Source organism: Burkholderia latens, assembly GCF_001718795.1.
Lineage (GTDB): Bacteria > Pseudomonadota > Gammaproteobacteria > Burkholderiales > Burkholderiaceae > Burkholderia > Burkholderia latens_A.
On record NZ_CP013435.1, the window covers coordinates 37,737 to 55,363 of the forward strand.

Annotated in this window: 17 protein-coding genes; 11 read left to right on the forward strand and 6 right to left on the reverse strand. The window is 65.7% G+C overall.

From position 1 onward, the window contains the following. The first annotated feature begins 78 nt into the window (after positions 1–78). The gene (ychF, locus tag WK25_RS00170) at positions 79–1,173 is read left to right on the forward strand and encodes a redox-regulated ATPase YchF (RefSeq protein ID WP_040143260.1); all 1,095 of its coding nucleotides are present in this window, start codon (positions 79–81) and stop codon (positions 1,171–1,173) included. A gap of 389 nt (positions 1,174–1,562) precedes the next feature. Here the strand turns inward: ychF and gabP are convergent, their stop codons facing one another. Beyond that, on the reverse strand, positions 1,563–2,954 hold the full coding sequence (gene gabP / locus WK25_RS00175; RefSeq protein WP_040143258.1) for a GABA permease: 1,392 nt from the start codon (positions 2,952–2,954) through the stop codon (positions 1,563–1,565). A 458-nt stretch (positions 2,955–3,412) separates the two neighbouring features. On the opposite strand from gabP, the gene WK25_RS00180 reads away from it, so the two are divergent. Beyond that, positions 3,413–3,718, forward strand: a complete 306-nt coding sequence (locus WK25_RS00180) for a DUF3761 domain-containing protein (RefSeq protein ID WP_069240781.1) — start codon at positions 3,413–3,415, stop codon at positions 3,716–3,718. Between the two features lie 187 nt (positions 3,719–3,905). Beyond that, positions 3,906–5,573: an energy-dependent translational throttle protein EttA gene (gene ettA / locus WK25_RS00185; protein ID WP_069240782.1), complete on the forward strand. Its 1,668-nt coding sequence runs from the start codon at positions 3,906–3,908 to the stop codon at positions 5,571–5,573. A gap of 127 nt (positions 5,574–5,700) precedes the next feature. Here the strand turns inward: ettA and WK25_RS00190 are convergent, their stop codons facing one another. From WK25_RS00190 to WK25_RS00205, 4 genes are all read right to left on the reverse strand, one after another. After that, positions 5,701–6,324: an HAD family hydrolase gene (locus WK25_RS00190; RefSeq protein WP_069240783.1), complete on the reverse strand. Its 624-nt coding sequence runs from the start codon at positions 6,322–6,324 to the stop codon at positions 5,701–5,703. Then, the gene (locus WK25_RS00195; RefSeq protein WP_040143251.1) at positions 6,321–6,872 is read right to left on the reverse strand and encodes an isochorismatase family protein; all 552 of its coding nucleotides are present in this window, start codon (positions 6,870–6,872) and stop codon (positions 6,321–6,323) included. Before WK25_RS00195 ends, WK25_RS00190 begins: the two co-directional genes overlap by 4 nt. 64 nt (positions 6,873–6,936) lie before the next feature. Continuing rightward, positions 6,937–8,751 carry an aminopeptidase P family protein gene (locus tag WK25_RS00200; RefSeq protein WP_069240784.1) on the reverse strand — a complete coding sequence of 605 codons (1,815 nt, stop codon included), beginning with the start codon at positions 8,749–8,751 and terminating at the stop codon, positions 6,937–6,939. Between the two features lie 18 nt (positions 8,752–8,769). After that, positions 8,770–9,024, reverse strand: a complete 255-nt coding sequence (locus WK25_RS00205; protein ID WP_059449757.1) for a hypothetical protein — start codon at positions 9,022–9,024, stop codon at positions 8,770–8,772. Between the two features lie 171 nt (positions 9,025–9,195). Here WK25_RS00205 and WK25_RS00210 point away from each other — a divergent pair, with 171 nt between their 5' ends. The 7 genes from WK25_RS00210 to WK25_RS00240 all read left to right on the forward strand — a co-directional run bounded on the left by WK25_RS00210 (position 9,196) and on the right by WK25_RS00240 (position 15,287). Beyond that, positions 9,196–9,957, forward strand: a complete 762-nt coding sequence (locus tag WK25_RS00210) for a response regulator transcription factor (RefSeq protein ID WP_040144867.1) — start codon at positions 9,196–9,198, stop codon at positions 9,955–9,957. Positions 9,958–9,983: 26 nt separating this feature from the next. Beyond that, positions 9,984–11,282, forward strand: coding sequence for a glutamyl-tRNA reductase (hemA, locus tag WK25_RS00215; RefSeq protein WP_040143246.1), 1,299 nt, complete (start codon positions 9,984–9,986; stop codon positions 11,280–11,282). A gap of 82 nt (positions 11,283–11,364) precedes the next feature. After that, complete coding sequence (gene prfA / locus WK25_RS00220; RefSeq protein WP_040143244.1) at positions 11,365–12,447, forward strand: peptide chain release factor 1; 1,083 nt, start codon at positions 11,365–11,367, stop codon at positions 12,445–12,447. Positions 12,448–12,454: 7 nt separating this feature from the next. After that, entirely contained in the window at positions 12,455–13,297 is an 843-nt protein-coding gene (gene prmC / locus WK25_RS00225) for a peptide chain release factor N(5)-glutamine methyltransferase (protein ID WP_040143242.1), read from the forward strand. Between the two features lie 67 nt (positions 13,298–13,364). Further along, the gene (grxD, locus tag WK25_RS00230; RefSeq protein WP_006477066.1) at positions 13,365–13,676 is read left to right on the forward strand and encodes a Grx4 family monothiol glutaredoxin; all 312 of its coding nucleotides are present in this window, start codon (positions 13,365–13,367) and stop codon (positions 13,674–13,676) included. A 13-nt stretch (positions 13,677–13,689) separates the two neighbouring features. Continuing rightward, positions 13,690–14,286: a UbiX family flavin prenyltransferase gene (locus tag WK25_RS00235; RefSeq protein WP_069240785.1), complete on the forward strand. Its 597-nt coding sequence runs from the start codon at positions 13,690–13,692 to the stop codon at positions 14,284–14,286. A gap of 209 nt (positions 14,287–14,495) precedes the next feature. Beyond that, the gene (locus WK25_RS00240) at positions 14,496–15,287 is read left to right on the forward strand and encodes a DODA-type extradiol aromatic ring-opening family dioxygenase (RefSeq protein WP_059545386.1); all 792 of its coding nucleotides are present in this window, start codon (positions 14,496–14,498) and stop codon (positions 15,285–15,287) included. 118 nt (positions 15,288–15,405) lie between these two features. On the opposite strand, the gene WK25_RS00245 is transcribed toward WK25_RS00240, so the two are convergent. Continuing rightward, positions 15,406–17,004, reverse strand: coding sequence for an APC family permease (locus WK25_RS00245; RefSeq protein WP_040143236.1), 1,599 nt, complete (start codon positions 17,002–17,004; stop codon positions 15,406–15,408). Positions 17,005–17,423: 419 nt separating this feature from the next. On the opposite strand from WK25_RS00245, the gene WK25_RS00250 reads away from it, so the two are divergent. Continuing rightward, positions 17,424–17,627 carry a cold-shock protein gene (locus tag WK25_RS00250; protein ID WP_006477070.1) on the forward strand — a complete coding sequence of 68 codons (204 nt, stop codon included), beginning with the start codon at positions 17,424–17,426 and terminating at the stop codon, positions 17,625–17,627.

A 17,627-nucleotide genomic window follows, 5' to 3' on the forward strand; every position in this document is an offset into this window, starting at 1 on the left:
CCGAGCGCCGGCCGTCCCTATTTTCCCGCGCCGCCGCGCGTTGTCCGGCCGCGCTGCCTCACCCGTTCGAAGGATTCCATGAGCCTCAAATGCGGCATCGTCGGCTTGCCCAATGTCGGCAAGTCCACTCTGTTCAATGCGTTGACCAAGGCCGGCATCGCCGCCGAGAACTACCCGTTCTGCACGATCGAGCCGAACGTCGGCATCGTCGAAGTGCCCGACACGCGCCTGAAGGCGCTCGCCGAAATCGTGAAGCCCGAGCGCGTCGTGCCGGCCGTCGTCGAATTCGTCGACATCGCGGGCCTCGTCGCGGGCGCGAGCAAGGGTGAAGGCCTCGGCAACCAGTTCCTCGCCAACATCCGCGAAACCGATGCGATCACGCACGTCGTCCGTTGCTTCGAAGACGACAACGTGATCCACGTCGCCGGCAAGGTCAGCCCGATCGACGACATCGAAGTGATCAACACCGAACTTGCGCTCGCCGACCTCGGCACCGTCGAGAAGGCGCTCACGCGCTACTCGAAGGCCGCGAAGTCGGGCAACGACAAGGAAGCGGTGAAGCTCGCCGCAGTGCTCGAGAAGGTGCGCGCGCATCTCGACCAGGGCAAGGCCGTGCGCGGCCTCGACCTGTCCGACGACGAACAGGCGCTGCTGAAGCCGTTCTGCCTCATCACCGCGAAGCCGGCGATGTACGTCGCGAACGTGAAGGACGACGGCTTCGACAACAACCCGCACCTCGAAGCGGTGCGCAAGTACGCGGAAAGCGAGAATTCGCCGGTGGTTGCGGTGTGCGCGGCGATCGAAGCCGAAATCGCCGATCTCGACGACGCGGACAAGGAAGCGTTCCTCGCCGACATGGGCATGGAAGAGCCGGGCCTCGACCGCGTGATCCGCGCGGGCTTCAAGCTGCTGGGCCTGCAGACGTACTTCACCGCGGGCGTGAAGGAAGTGCGCGCGTGGACGATTCACATCGGCGACACGGCACCGCAAGCGGCCGGCGTGATCCACACCGACTTCGAGCGCGGCTTCATCCGCGCGCAAACGATCGCATTCGACGACTTCATCGCGTACAAGGGCGAGCAAGGCGCGAAGGAAGCCGGCAAGATGCGCGCTGAAGGGAAGGAATATGTCGTGCACGACGGGGACGTGATGAACTTCCTGTTCAACGTCTGAGCGTCGTTTCGATGCCGATGTGAGAAAGCCCGCTTGATGCGGGCTTTTTCTTTTTGGCTGCCGCTATTTCCGGCTCGCGCTCGACGGATGCGGGAAGCGCGGACCCTGGCGTCGGACGGACACAACGAAGAAATGCGTCAGGCGCCGTGCCGATACCGAGGCGGACCGCATCCGCGATGTGGTTACGGATCTCTGTCGACAGGGCATTCTGGCGTGCTCTCTCGGAAAACGCACAATCCATCGCCCGTCGGCGACAAGCGTCATCCTGCCGTCCCGCGGCGTGCGGTCGAGCGCAAATGGCTGCGCTCGCCGACTCCACTTCCCGACTCCCCCGGACTTGCGGCCAGCGGCAACCACCCTGCACAGCCGCGTCCGCCCATTCGTGCTCGTTACGTCGCCGACACGCGCCGCCCGTCGCTCGCCTGCGCATCGCGCCCGCGCTTGTTGAGCCACGACGCAAGCAGCACCATCAACGCAAGCACAGCCGTCGCCCCCACTTCGATCCGGTGCTCCTCACTGACGAACATCACGGTCAGCGTGCCGCAGATGAACAGGATCACCGCCCACGTAAGCCACGGGAACAGCCACATCCGCAACGTGAGGTCCGCGCCGCCCGATTCGAGCGTCCGGCGCATCCGCAATTGCGAGATCGCGATCACGAGATACACGAGCAGCGCGATCGCGCCCGACGTCGCCAACAGGAAGCTGAACACCTGCTCCGGCATCAGGTAGTTGGCGATCACGGTCAGGAACCCGAACGCGGTAGACGCAAGCACGGCCGCGCGCGGCGTGCCGGTCGAATCGGTGCGGTGCAGGAACGCGGGCGCGTCCTTGCGCCGCGACAACGAAAACAGCATCCGCGACGCGGTATACAACGCCGAGTTCAGGCAACTCGCGACCGACACGAGCACGATCACGTCGATGATCGCCTTTGCGTTCGGCACGCCGATCAACTCCATCGCGCGCTGGTAAGAGCCGTGCTTCGGCAGCAGCGGATCGTTCCACGGCACGATCGCCGCGACGACGAGAATCGAGCCGAGGTAGAACAGCGTGATACGCCAGATGACCGAATTCGTCGCGCGCACGATCTGGCGCTGCGGGTTGTCCGATTCGGCGGCCGCGATCGTCACGATCTCGGTGCCGAGGAACGAGAACATCGTGGTCAGCATCGCTGCGAGCACCGCGCCAGCGCCGTTCGGCATGAAGCCGTGATGCGCGAACAGGTTCGACACGCCGGATACGGCCGGCGCCGGCACGATACCGACGATCGCCGCACCGCCGATGCACAGGAACACGACGATCGCGACGACCTTGATCAGCGCGAACCAGAACTCGAATTCGCCGTAGTTCTTGACGGAGAAGAGGTTGGTGACGGTCAGCAGCAGCGTGATGCCGAGCGCGAAAATCCAGGTCGCGATGCCGGGGAACCATGCATTGAGGATGGTCGCGGCCGCCGTGGCCTCGATCGGGATCACGAGCACCCAGAACCACCAGTACAGCCAGCCGATCGTAAAGCCGGCCCAATGGCCGATCGCGCGATCGGCATAGGTCGAGAACGACCCGCTGTCCGGATGCGCGACGGCCATCTCGCCGAGCATGCGCATCACCAGTACGACCAGCACACCCGCGATCGCATACGCGAGAATCGAAGCCGGGCCGGCTTCCGCGATCGCATGGCCGGAGCCGACGAACAAGCCCGCGCCGATGACGCCGGCAATCGACATCATCGTCACGTGCCGCTGCTTCAGACCCGTGCCGAGGCCTGTGTTGCTTCCACTCATCTGTCTCTCTCCAAAAAACGGTTCCGGTACGACCGGTGTCGCGTGAAGGCGGCGCGGGGAATTGTCGTTGTTGAATCCGGCTGCCCGCCGCGCGTGCGCGGCGCGGAGGCAAGAGCGGATCGGGCCCGCTCCGGACGGTGCGCGACGCAGTCTGCGAAGCTGCGAATGCGATGCGGTGCGCGAAGCACCCTCGCATCGCGTGCGCACTGTCCCTTGGGCTGGTCGGTGTGCCGCCTTCGAAGCGAAGGAGTGTAAGCACCAAACGGTTCTTCACTAAGAACCAATTGAAGAATTTCGATGGATCCACTTGTTGTATCGATATGGATCGATGCAACGGTTGGTCCGGTCCGACATCCGCACCGGCCGATCGCGGCAATGCAACACTGCCGTTCGGCTAACATGCGGCAGGCGGCCCGCCCGCCGTCGATCGCAGACAACACTATCCGAAGAGAGAGACCATGCCTGCCCTGCTCCGCCGCGCGACGCGCATCGCCACGTTGTCGGCCGCGCTGTTCGTCGGCTGCGCGCTGCCGCCCGCGGCGCACGCGTATCGCGCGTCACCCGGCTACGACAACGAAGCCGACCTCGACCGGCACGACACATACCGCAATCGCGACGGTGACGCGGTCCATGCACCGGCACATTCGAAATCGGGCCGCGCGCCCGACGGCGCGAGCGCGCGCTGCCGCGACGGCACATACAGCTTCAGCCGCCATCGGCGCGGCACCTGCTCGGGGCACGGCGGCGTCGCCGCGTGGCTCTGAACGCGGGCCGGCCCAATGGCCGGTGCGACGCCAGCGCCAGCCATCGGCGAAGTACAATACGCGCTCGCGCCGCCAACCCGCGGCGATATCGCCGCGCCGCGCGCGGCACGCTCCGTACCGAATCATCCGACGCCACGCGCGCCCACGTGCCGCGCGGCAGTCTCAACCCTCTGACTTTCACACCCAAATGGCCCAATACGTTTTCACGATGAACCGGGTCGGCAAGATCGTGCCGCCCAAGCGCCAGATCCTGAAGGACATCTCGCTGTCGTTCTTTCCCGGCGCGAAGATCGGCGTGCTTGGCCTGAACGGCTCGGGCAAGTCGACACTGATCCGCATCATGGCGGGCGTCGACAAGGACATCGAAGGCGAAGCGACGCCGATGCCGAACCTGAACATCGGCTACCTGCCGCAGGAACCGCAGCTCGATCCGACCAAGACCGTGCGCGAAGCCGTCGAGGAAGGCCTCGGCGAGCTGTTCCAGGCCAACAAGAAGCTCGAGGAAATCTACGCCGCATATGCGGAGCCGGACGCCGATTTCGACGCGCTCGCGGCCGAGCAGGCGAAGTACGAGGCGATCCTCGCGTCGAGCGACGGCGGCAGCCCCGAGCAGCAGCTCGAAGTGGCCGCCGACGCGCTGCGCCTGCCGCCGTGGGACGCGAAGATCGAGCACCTGTCGGGCGGCGAAAAGCGCCGCGTCGCGCTGTGCAAGCTGCTGCTCGAAAAACCCGACATGCTGCTGCTCGACGAGCCGACCAACCACCTCGACGCGGAATCGGTCGACTGGCTCGAGCAGTTCCTCGTGCGCTTCCCGGGCACCGTCGTCGCCGTCACGCACGATCGCTACTTCCTCGATAACGCCGCCGAATGGATTCTCGAACTCGACCGCGGCCACGGCATTCCGTGGAAGGGCAACTACAGCAGTTGGCTCGACCAGAAGGAAGAGCGTCTGAAGCAGGAAGAAGCGGCGGAATCGGCACGCCAGAAGGCAATCAAGAAGGAACTGGAGTGGGTGCGCCAGAATCCGAAGGGCCGCCAGGCGAAGTCGAAGGCGCGTATCGCGCGCTTCGAGGAGCTGAACAGCCAGGAATACCAGAAGCGCAACGAAACGCAGGAAATCTTCATTCCGGTCGGCGATCGCCTCGGCAATGAAGTGATCGAGTTCAAGAACGTCCGCAAGTCGTTCGGCGACCGCCTGTTGATCGACAACCTGAGCTTCAAGATCCCGGCCGGCGCGATCGTCGGCATCATCGGTCCGAACGGCGCGGGCAAGTCGACGCTGTTCAAGATGCTGACGGGCAAGGAACAGCCGGACTCGGGCGAAGTCGTGATGGGGCCGACGGTGAAGCTCGCGTACGTCGACCAGAGCCGCGACGCGCTCGACGGCTCGAAGACGGTGTTCGAGGAAATCTCGGGCGGCGCCGACGTGCTGACGGTCGGCAAGTACGAAACGCCGTCGCGTGCGTACATCGGCCGCTTCAACTTCAAGGGCGGCGACCAGCAGAAGATCGTCGGCAACCTGTCCGGCGGCGAACGCGGCCGCCTGCACCTCGCGAAGACGCTGATCTCCGGCGGCAACGTGCTGCTGCTCGACGAACCGTCGAACGACCTCGACGTCGAAACGCTGCGGGCGCTGGAAGACGCGCTGCTCGAATTCGCGGGCTCGGTGATGGTGATTTCGCACGATCGCTGGTTCCTCGACCGGATCGCGACGCACATTCTCGCGTTCGAAGGCGACTCGCAGGTCACGTTCTTCGACGGCAACTACCAGGAATACGAAGCCGACAAGCGTGCGCGTCTCGGCGAGGAAGCCGCGAAGCCGAAGCGTCTGCGCTACAAGCCGATCAGCCGTTGAGCGGCGCGGCCTGCGCGACCGGCACTGCGCCGCTGCGGCGCCGGTTCGCGCGACGCCGCATCCGTGAAAACGAACAAGCGCCCTGCGGGGCGCTTTTTTCATCTGAAGACGACGCGGCCGCCGCCGGCTACGCGAGCACGCCCAGCTCGCGCAAGCGCGCCGCGGTCGCGGCCGCGCTCGTGTGATGAATCCCGTGCCAGCCGAGCGCCGTCGCAGCCGCCGCGTTGTTCGCGTTGTCGTCGATGAACACGAGCTCGTGCGGCGCGATGCCCGGCACGTGCGAATCGATCCGCGCATGCATTTCGCGATAGATCGCAGGATCGGGCTTCACGAGCTTCACATGCCCCGACACGACGATGTCCTTGAAGCGCCGCAGCACCGGGAAGTTATCCCACGCATACGGAAATGTTTGCGCGGACCAGTTGGTCAGCCCGAACAGCGGCATCCCCTGCGCATCGAGCCGGTCGACGAGCGCGGCGCCCTCATCGAACACGCCGCCGATCATCTCGTGCCAGCGCGCATAGAACGCACGGATCAGCGCCTCGTGCTCCGGAAACTTCGCGACCAGCTCGCGCGTGCCTTCGTCGATCGTTTGTCCACCGTCCTGGCGAGCCACCCAATCCATCGCGCACACGTGCGTGAGGAACCAGCGGCGCTGCGCTTCGTCGGGAATCAGTTGCCGGTACAGGTACTCGGGACTCCAGTCGATCAGCACGCCGCCGAAATCGAATACGACCGCCTTGATCGTCATGCGAACTCCGCGGCGAGCACGTCGGCAAGCGGACGCGGCGTGACCGCATTGCCCGACAGCGTGCCGTTTTCCCAGATGAAGTGGTGATGCGCGACGATCTGCGCGGCCGACAGGTGCGTGCGCTCGTTCGTCGTATGCAGGTCGGACACGACGGTCGTCCGGTAGCCGAGCAATGCCGCGCGGCGAGCGGCGGCGTCGACGCAGAACTCGGTCGCATAGCCGCAGATCAGCACCGAACGAACACCGTGGCCGTCGAGCTGCGCGGCGAGCGGCGTGTCCTGGAATGCATCGCTCACCTGCTTGCGAATGCGCCAGTCGGCGCGACCGACAATCAGTTCGTCGTGCAGCTCCCAGCCCGGCGTGCCGGGCACGATGTCGTCGTCCGCATCGCCGTCGTGCTGCACGAAGCAGACGGGCGCGCCCGCCGCGCGCGCCGCGGCCGTCAGCCGGTTGATGCCCGCCACGACGTCGTCGAGCCGGTACGCGGGCCGCGCACGCTGCACGAGCCCGCGCTGCATGTCGATCACGATCACTGCTGTGTCTGCCATCAGGTGCCCTCTCATGTGCGGTCCGGCCGTCGCGCGGCCGGTATCGTCCAGTGCGCGCGTTGCGTCAGATCGGCTGCGTGCGTGCGTCGAGCCACGCTTTCGCGTCGCCGCTCACGTGCCGGCCGACGCGCTCGCGCACGGTCGCGTGATACGCATTCAGCCACGCGCGTTCTTCGTCATGCAGCATCTCGACCAGCACGCAGCGCGTGTCGATCGGGCACAGCGTCAGCGTCTCGAATGCAAGGAAGTCGCCGAACTCGGTCTGCCCGCCCGCGCGGTTCACGACGAGGTTCTCGATCCGGATGCCCCATTTGCCCGGCCGGTACACGCCCGGCTCGATCGACGTGATCATCCCTTCTTCCATCGCCGTGTACGGCTCGGCCGGCGCGTAGTGCGAGATGACCTGCGGGCCCTCATGCACGTTCAGGAAGTAGCCGACGCCGTGGCCCGTACCGTGACCGTAGTCGAGCCCGGCCGCCCACATCGGCGCACGCGCGATCGCGTCGAGCATCGGCGAGCGGATCCCGCGCGGAAAGCGCGCACGCGACAGCGCCATCATCGACTTCAGCACGATCGTGAAATCGCGGCGCTGCAGATCGCTGACCGTGCCGACCGGCACGACGCGCGTGATATCGGTCGTGCCGGTCGTGTACTGGCCGCCGGAATCGACGAGCAGCAGCCCGTGGCCGGCGATCGTCGCGTGCGACTCGGGTGTCGCGCGGTAGTGCGGCATCGCGCCGTTCGCGTTGAAGCCGGCAATCGTCGCGAAGCTCGGCGACACGTAGCCGGGCCGCCGTGCACGCGCGGCCGTGAGCTTCTCGTCGATCGTCAGCTCGGTGATCGTCTCGCGGTTCACCGCGCGCTCGAACCATGCGAAGAATTCGGCGAGCGCGGCGCCGTCGTGTTCCATCGTCACGCGCACGTTCTCGATCTCGATGGCCGTCTTGCGCGACTTCGCGAACGTGGACGGGTTCACGGCCTCGATCAGCTTCACGCCGGCCGGCACCGCCTCGAGCGTACCGAACGTCACGCGGCGCGGATCGATCAGCAGTGTCTCACCGTCGCGCAGCGCCGCCAGCGACGCACGCGCTGCGTCGTACGCGCGAACCTCGACGCCGTCCTGCGCGAGAGACGCGGCCAGCGCCGGCGACACCTTGCCGTCGGCGACGAACAACGTCGCGCGATCGGCGCCGATCATCGCGTGAGCGACGAACACGGGGTTGAAGTTGACGTCGGCGCCGCGCAGGTTGAACAGCCACGCGAGATCGTCGAGCGTCGACACGAAATGCCATTGCGCGCCCTGCGCTTGCATCGCGCGGCGCACCTCGGCGAGCTTGCTTGCGCGGGTCGTGTCGGCCTGCGGCGCGACGTGCTCGAATACCGCGTCCTCGGGCAGCCCGGGACGCTCGGGCCAGATCGCGTCGAGCAGGTCGAGATCGGTGCGCAGCGCGATCCCGCGCGGGGTGAGCGCGGCCGTCAGCGCGCGCGCCGCCGCGACGCCGAGCACCGCGCCGTCGACGCCGACCGTCGCGCCGGCCGGCACGTTCTGCGCGAGCCATTCGACATGCGGCGCGCTCTGCTGGCCGCCGGTCATCTTCATCAGCTGAACGCCCGTGCCGGCGAGCTCGGCCTCGGCCTGCACCCAGTAACGGCTGTCGACCCACAGGCCCGCGAACTCGGCAGTGACGACCAGCGTGCCGACCGAGCCCGTGAAGCCGGACAGCCAGCGGCGCGCCTGCCAGCGTTCGGGCAGGTACTCGGACAGGTGAGGGTCGGCGGACGGCACCAGATAGGCGGCGAGGTTCTCGCGGACCATCGCGCCGCGCAGCAGCGCGAGGCGGGCCGGCACCGACGACACTTCGGGGAGACGGGCATTCATGATTTCACCTGAGAGCTTTCAGCGACGGGCCGACACGGCGACCGTCACGGCCACGGCGAGGAACGCGACACCGGTGCAGACCGGCCATTCGAGCGTTTCGCCATCGTAAAACAGTCCTGAGAGATTGCCGGCCATGCGCGCGGCGGCGGCGCCTGCGATCCCGACCAGCACCGCGATCCACCATGCCGGCCGTCCCGTGCGCCGCATCGGGTGCAGCCATCGGCCGAACAGCCCGACGGCCGCCCCCAAGACCAGAATTCCAAACCAGTTCATTCGACGCCTTCTATAAATTCAGATTCGTCCCATAGGCGTGAACGTTGCCAGCGGCTAGCATCGATTCATCCATCGAACCTGAGACCAGCCGGGCGCCGCGAACATTCGAGTGTAGGGGCCGACCAGATGTTATGGCAAGCGCGCACCGGCAGCCGTATTGAAGAAATCCTCATGCGAATCGCCCTGATCGATCCGGAGGCACGTCACGCTGCGCTCCTGAACCGCCTGCTGTTCGCCGGCGGTCATGTGTGCCACGCGTTTCCGTCCAGCGCGGCGTTCTTCGAGTGGCTCGCCACTGACACCTGCGACATGCTGATCACCGGCCACTGGGCCGGCGATCAGCCGGCCGAGGAAGTCATTCCGCGCGCGCAGGCGGTATTGCCCGGTCTGCCGGCGATCGCAGTGATGCAGTGCGCGCGCGAAAGCGAAATCGTCACGTGCCTGCACGCAGGCGCCGACGATTGCCTCGTGCGCCCGTTGAGCGGCCCCGAACTGCTCGCGCGCGTCACCGCGCTGAGCCGGCGCGCCGGCGTGCGACGGCCGCCGAATCGCGCGCGCGAACTGTATGGAGAATACGCATTCGACGCGACTCACAGCCTCGTGCGTTTCGGCGACGCAATCGTTTCACTCACGCCGAAGGAGTTCCGCTTCGCGCAGCTACTGTTCACGAACCTCTCGCGGCCCGTGTCACGGGCCCACATTCTCGAGACGGTCTGGGGCCGCCGCCGCGACATGAAGTCGCGCACGCTCGACACCCATGCATCCCGGCTGCGGAGCAAGCTGCAGCTGCTTCCGGTGCGCGGATACCGGCTCCTGCCGCTCTATGGCTTCGGCTACCAGCTCGATCGCGTGCCGATCGAGCCCCCAAATTCGAGGCCACGCCACGCTGATGCCCGGTATGCCGCGAGTGAGGAAATCGCTGAAACGCTATAATATGGGGCTAAACGATAGCCCTCGATATGCAACTCCTCACGATCGGAATCAACCACCACACTGCGCCTGTCGCCTTGCGCGAACGCGTGGCGTTTCCGCTCGAGCAAATCAAGCCGGCTCTCACCACGTTCAAGAACGTATTCCTCGGCCCGCAGGCACCGAATGCGCCGGAAGCGGCGATCCTGTCGACCTGCAACCGCACCGAGCTCTATTGCGCGACCGACGATCGGGCCGCGCGCGAGGGTGCGATTCGCTGGTTGTCCGAGTACCACAAGATCCCCGTTGACGAACTCGCACCGCACGTCTATGCACTGCCGCAGTCGGAAGCCGTCCGTCACGCGTTCCGCGTCGCTTCGGGCCTCGATTCGATGGTGCTCGGCGAAACGCAGATTCTGGGCCAGATGAAGGACGCGGTGCGCACGGCGACCGAAGCCGGCGCGCTCGGCACCTATCTGAACCAGCTGTTCCAGCGCACGTTCGCCGTGGCGAAGGAAGTGCGCGGCACGACCGAAATCGGCGCGCAGTCGGTGTCGATGGCCGCCGCCGCCGTTCGCCTCGCGCAGCGGATCTTCGAGAAGGTCGCCGATCAGCGCGTGTTGTTCATCGGCGCCGGCGAAATGATCGAGCTGTGTGCGACGCATTTCGCCGCGCAAAGCCCGCGCGAGCTGGTAATCGCGAACCGCACGGCCGAACGCGGCCAGCGGCTTGCCGACCGCTTCAACGGCCGCGCGATGCCGCTGTCGGACCTGCCGGCCCGCATGCAGGAGTTCGACATCATCGTGTCGTGCACCGCGTCGACGCTGCCGATCATCGGCCTCGGCGCGGTCGAGCGCGCGGTGAAAGCGCGCCGCCACCGTCCGATTTTCATGGTCGATCTGGCGGTGCCGCGCGACATCGAGCCCGAAGTGGGCAAACTGAAGGACGTCTTCCTCTATACCGTCGACGATCTCGGCGCGATCGTGCGCGAAGGCAACGCATCGCGTCAGGCCGCAGTCGCGCAGGCCGAAACGATCATCGAAACGCGCGTGCAGAATTTCATGCAATGGCTCGACACGCGCAGCGTCGTGCCGGTGATCCGCCACATGCATACGCAGGCCGATGCGCTGCGCCGCGCGGAAGTCGAGAAGGCGCAGAAGCTGCTCGCCCGCGGCGACGATCCGGCCGCCGTCCTCGAAGCGCTGTCGCAAGCGCTCACCAACAAGCTGATCCATGGCCCGACGAGCGCGCTCAACCGCGTGAACGGCGCCGATCGCGATTCGCTGATCGACCTGATGCGCGGCTTCTACCAGCACGCGCCGCGCTCGAACGACCAGTCCGGCCACTAGCGCCGGCCGGCTGTCCCTGCCGCCGGCCGCGAGCCGGCCTATCCTTTTCGAATACCCTTGCCCGGGAGCGCCGCTCCACACCATGAAAACGAGCATGCAACGCAAGCTCGACCAGCTGTCCACCCGGCTGGCCGAACTGAACGACCTGCTGAGCCGAGAAAACGTCACTGCCGACCTCGACCAGTACCGCAAGCTGACGCGTGAACACGCGGAACTCGGCCCCGTCGTCGAGCAGTACGCGCTGTGGCGCCAGTCGCGCAACGACGAGACGGCCGCGCAGGAACTGCTCGCCGATGCGTCGATGCGCGAGTTCGCGGAAGACGAGATCCGCAGCGCACGCGAACGCATGGCTCGCCTCGAAGGCGAGTTGCAGAAGATGCTGCTGCCGAAGGATCCGAACGACGACCGCAACATCTTCCTGGAAATCCGCGCGGGCACCGGCGGCGACGAATCGGCGCTGTTCGCGGGCGACCTGCTGCGCATGTACCTGCGCTTCGCGGAACGCCAGCGCTGGCAGGTCGAGATGATGTCGGAAAGCCCGTCGGATCTCGGCGGTTACAAGGAAGTGATCGTGCGGATCGCGGGTCAGGGCGCGTATTCACGCCTGAAGTTCGAATCGGGCGGCCATCGCGTGCAGCGTGTGCCGGCGACCGAGACCCAGGGGCGCATCCACACGTCCGCTTGCACGGTTGCGGTGATGCCGGAAGCCGACGAGATTGGCGAGGTCGAGATCAATCCGGCCGATCTGCGGATCGACACGTTCCGTGCGTCCGGCGCAGGCGGCCAGCACATCAACAAGACCGATTCGGCGGTGCGGGTCACGCACATCCCGACCGGGATCGTCGTCGAGTGCCAGGATGACCGCTCGCAGCACAAGAACAAGGACCGTGCATTGAAGGTGCTCGCCGCCCGGATCAAGGACAAGCAGTATCACGAGCAGCACGCGAAGGAAGCGGCGACGCGCAAGAGCCTGATCGGCTCGGGCGACCGTTCGGAACGGATCCGCACGTACAACTTCCCGCAAGGCCGGATGACCGACCACCGGATCAATCTGACGCTGTACCGGCTCGAGGCGCTGATGGACGGCGATCTCGATGAACTGATCGGCGCGCTCGTCAGCGAGCACCAGGCCGAACTCCTCGCGTCGCTCGGCGACACTGACTGAGGCGGCAATGCGCGACACCACCGCCGACGATCTGCTGCGCGCGTCGCCGCTCGACGCGGTCGACGCGCGCGTGCTGCTCGCGTACGCGCTCGGCTGGACCCGCACGCAGCTGATCACGCGCGGCGACGCGCCGCTCGACGCCGCCGCGATCGCGCGCTACCGCGCGCTCGAAGCACGCCGCGTCGCAGGGGAGCCGGTTGCGCAGCTCGTCGGGATGCGCGAATTCTTCGGCCGGCCGTTCGACGTGACGCCGGACGTGTTGATACCCCGCCCCGAAACCGAACTGCTCGTCGAAGCAGCGCTCGACGCACTCGACGGCCGCCCGCATCCGGCCGTGCTCGACCTCGGCACCGGAAGCGGCGCGATCGCCGTGTCGATCGCGGCCGAACGGCCCGACGCGCGCGTGTGGGCGCTCGATCGCTCGTCCGCCGCGCTCGACGTCGCACGGCGCAATGCGGACAAGCTGCTCGATGCGCACCGCCCCGGCGGCCCGTTGCAATGGCTGCAAAGCGACTGGTATGCCGCACTCGATCCGGCGCTCGCATTCGACACGATCGTCAGCAACCCGCCGTACATCGCGCAGCACGACCCGCACCTCGAGCAGGGCGACCTGCGTTTCGAGCCGCGCGGCGCGCTGACCGACGACGCCGACGGCCTGAGCGCAATCCGGACGATCGTCGCGGGCGCCGGCGCGTATCTGAAGCCGGGCGGCTCGCTATGGATCGAGCACGGTTACGACCAGGCCGAAGCCGTCCGCGCCCTGCTCGAGTCGCGCGGTTTCGTCGCGGTCGAATCGCTCGCCGATCTCGCAGCGATCGAACGCACGACCGGCGGCCGCCTGCCCGGCTGACAGCCGGCCCGTCCGGTTGAAATCCGCTATCATTTCGTTCTAACGCCCCGCAAACGCAAGGTCAGTCATGGACACCCAACAACGTATCAAGCAAATCGTCGACGAAAACCAGGTCGTGCTCTTCATGAAGGGCAACGCGCAGTTCCCGATGTGCGGCTTTTCCGGCCGCGCAGTGCAGGTGCTGAAAGCCTGCGGCGTCGACCAATTCAAGACGGTGAACGTGCTCGAGGACGACGAAATCCGTCAGGGCATCAAGGCATTCTCGAATTGGCCCACCATCCCGCAGCTGTATGTGAAGGGCGAATTCATCGGCGGCTCGGACATCATGATGGAGATGTACCAGTCGGGCGAACTGCAGCAACTGTTCGCCGCTGCGTAACGTAGCGTCGCCGATGGCATTTCCCAGCGCGCCGCCGCGCCGGCTGATCGTCGCGATCACCGGAGCCACCGGCGCGGTCTACGGCGTGCGGCTGCTCGAACTGCTGCGCGCCGCCGGCGGCGTCGAAACGCATTTGCTGGTTTCGAACGCCGGCTGGCTCAATATCCAGCATGAACTGAAGCTGTCGAAAGCCGACGTCGAAAGCCGTGCCGATGTCGTGCATTCGGTACGCGACGTGGGCGCGACGATCGCGTCGGGCTCGTTCGCGACCGACGGGATGGTGATCGCGCCCTGCTCGATGAAGACGCTCGCGAGTGTCGCGCACGGGCTCTCGGACAACCTGATCACGCGCGCGGCCGACGTCACGCTGAAGGAACGCCGCCGTCTGGTGCTGATGGTGCGCGAAACACCGTTCAACCTCGCGCATCTGCGCAACATGACCGCCGTGACCGAAATGGGCGGCATCGTGTTCCCGCCGCTGCCTGCGTTCTACGCGATGCCGAAGACGATCGACGAATTGGTCGATCAGACTGTCACGCGCGTACTCGACCTCTTCGCGCTCGGCACGCCGATGACGGCGCCGTGGGCCGGAATCCGGCCGGCCCAGTAAGCGGTTCGGGGCGGTTCTTAGCCCTTCTTCGCTGATCCATCGCTTTCTCCACGATTTGCCGCGGCACGCGTCTGCGCGCACCCGGCGCGGGCGAATCTCCATTCGGCGATTATCAACTTATTCGATTCAATCAAATTCCAAAACACGCGTTTATCAATTCTTGGTGTGGACCTATAGTCACAGGCAAACCTTGTTGCAGGCCCCTCACCATGAATCGCTTGCCTTCGCTGTACCTGTCCCACGGCGCGCCGACGCTGCCGATCGATCCGACGCTGCCGTCCGGCGCGTTCACGCGCCTCGGCGGCCAACTGCCGCGCCCCCGCGCGGTGCTGATGTTGTCCGCGCACTGGGGCACGCAGCAGCCGGTCGCAAGCGTAGCCGCGCAGCCTGAAACGATCCACGACTTTTACGGCTTCCCGCAGGCGCTGTACGACATCCGCTACCCGGCGCCGGGCGCGCCGGACGTCGCCGAGCGCGCTGCCACGCTGCTGAACGCGGCCGGCATCGCGACGGCGACGACCGAGCATGGCCTCGATCACGGCGCGTGGGTGCCGATGCTGTTGATGTTCCCGCAGGCCGACATGCCCGTCGCGCAGTTGTCGATCCAGCCGCGCGCGAACGCCGCCCATCACTTCGCGCTCGGCCGCGCGCTGCGTCCGCTGCGCGACGAAGGCGTGATGGTGATCGGCTCCGGCCAGATCACGCACAACCTGCGCGCGGCCGATTTCGGCGCGGCGCCCGAGGATGCGGACCCGCGCGTCGCCGAATTCACCGACTGGTTCGAAGCAAGGCTCGCCGCGCGCGACGTCGACGCGCTGCTCGACTATCGTCGGCAGGCGCCGCACGCGGCGTTGATGCATCCGACCGACGAACACCTGTTGCCGGTATTCGCCGCGCTCGGCGCGGCCGACGACGACTACCGGCTCGGCATCCAGTCGCTCGGCACGTATCAGCGCGTGCTCGCGATGACGAACTACGTGTTCGACAGCGCGACCGCCTGAGTCGAGCGTCGCCCCGTCCCCGATGCGCGCCATAAAAGAAAACCCGCCCGAGCAGCGCTCGGACGGGCTTTTTTCACGCTTCCTGCCGCCGCCGATTCCGGCAGCAGGTCAGGCGTCGTCAGGCACCGATCCCTTCGAGGATCTCGTCGTGCGTTTCGCGCTCGTCGAGATACTGGGTCCGGTAGCCCGTGTTCACACCCCAGAAGTAGAACACCAGCGAGATCACCGCAACGACCAGCATGTCCCAGCCGTAAGGCAGCAAGCCGTGACCGCCGAACTCCTTGCTGCCGATGAGCGACAGCACGGCCATCGTCGGGAGGTACGCGACCAGCCACCATGCGGCTTTAAGGTCGGCACCCCAGCCGGTCCAGCCGGCCTTCGCCTGGAAGAAGAAGTACACCGGCAGCGCGACGATCATCAGCAGGATGATCTCGCCCGTCAGCGGCCACTTTGCCCAGTAGAGGATCAGCGAGGCGCAAACGAACGCGAACGGTGCGATCAGTTTCATCAGCGGAATCGACAGCGGACGCTCGATGTCGGTCGCCGCGCGGCGCAGCGCCATCAGGCTGATCGGGCCGGTCAGGTACGAAATCACCGTCGCGACCGAAATCACCGCCGCGAGCGAACTCCAGCCGCGGAAGAAGAACAGGAAAATGAACGACACGAGCAGGTTGAACCACATCGCCTGACGCGGCACACCGTAGATCGGGTGTACGTTGCCGAACATCTTCGGCATCGTGTTGTTGCGCTCCATCGCGTAGATCATGCGCGTGGTCGTCGCCATGTACGTCGTGCCGGTGCCGCTCGGGCTGATAAACGCATCGACGTACAGCAGGATCGCGAGCCAGTTCAGGTTCAGCGCGATCGCGAGTTCCGCGAACGGCGACGAGAAGTTGAAATGCGCCCAGCCCTTCGCGACTTCGGCCGGATCGACCGAGCCGATGTACGCCATCTGAAGCAGCACGTAGATCACGAGCGCGAGCAGGATCGACGTGATCACCGCAAACGGGACGCTGCGCGACGGGTTGCGCGCTTCACCGGCGAGGTTCACCGGGCTCTGGAAGCCGTTGAACGCGAATACGATACCGCTCGTCGCAACCGCGGTCAGCACGGCCGACCAGCCATACGGCGCGAAACTCGCGTTCGATGCGGTGCCGAGGTTTTCCGAATGGAAGCTCGTCAGCATCAGGCCGAGGATCGTGAGGCCGGGAATCAGGAACTTGAAGATCGTGATCGCGGTGTTGGCACGCGCGAATGCCTTCACGCCCCAGTAGTTCAACAGGAAGTAAACGACCACCAGCACGGCCGACAGCAATAGGCCCGGTGTCGTCAACTCGCCATTCACGAACAGCGCATGCGCCCACGGATACGGCCACGTGCTCATGTACTGAATCGACGCTTCCGCTTCGATCGGGATCACCGATACGATCGCAATCCAGTTTGCCCACGCGCTGATGAAGCCCACCAGCGAACCGTGCGAGTAGCGCGCGTAGCGCACCATGCCGCCGGACTCCGGGAACATCGCGCCGAGCTCGGCGTACGTGAGCGCAATCGCGAGAATCACGACCGCGCCGATGATCCATGCGCAAATCGCCGCCGGACCGGCGATCTTCGCGGCCTTCCAGGCGCCGAACAGCCAGCCCGAGCCGATAATCGAACCCAGCCCCGTCAGCATCAGTGCAAACGGGCCGATGTTCCGTTGAATAGAACTCTTCACATCCTCTCCTATGTCTCAAAAAGCACGGTCAGCCTGCTGTCCGGGATCGGCTCGGACAACGCCGCGCATGCCATTTTGGGGGGAGGGTCACCCGATCGGGGCAACCCGTCCACGCGGCGCGTAGTTTAACGGTTGCACCTGCGAGTTGGCGCCAAAATCGTTCGTCCCCTACAAAAAATTCGCATCGCTTGCAAGGTTTGTAAACCTGAACTCCGCAATAACCCTGAGAGCATGGAAATACGGTTGACCGCAGGGCCGATTAGCCGTATAAACAACGTTGCAGGATTTCAAGCGGCGAGTGAATTGGTTCTTTCGTAGTTCGCCCATCAACGGTACTCCGGTTGGTCCTATTACCCCCTTCCTTGATTTTCCGCACCCATGGGCTTCGGCCCCGTTTTATCTTTTTAGGAACAAGTAACATGGCAACCGGTACCGTCAAGTGGTTCAATGACGCAAAGGGCTTCGGCTTCATCACCCCGGAAGGCGGCGGCGACGATCTGTTCGCGCACTTCTCGGAAATCCGCGTCGAAGGCTTCAAGACGCTGCAAGAAAACCAGAAGGTTGAATTCGAAGTGAAGACGGGCCCGAAGGGTCTGCAAGCTGCGAACATCCGTCCGGTCTAA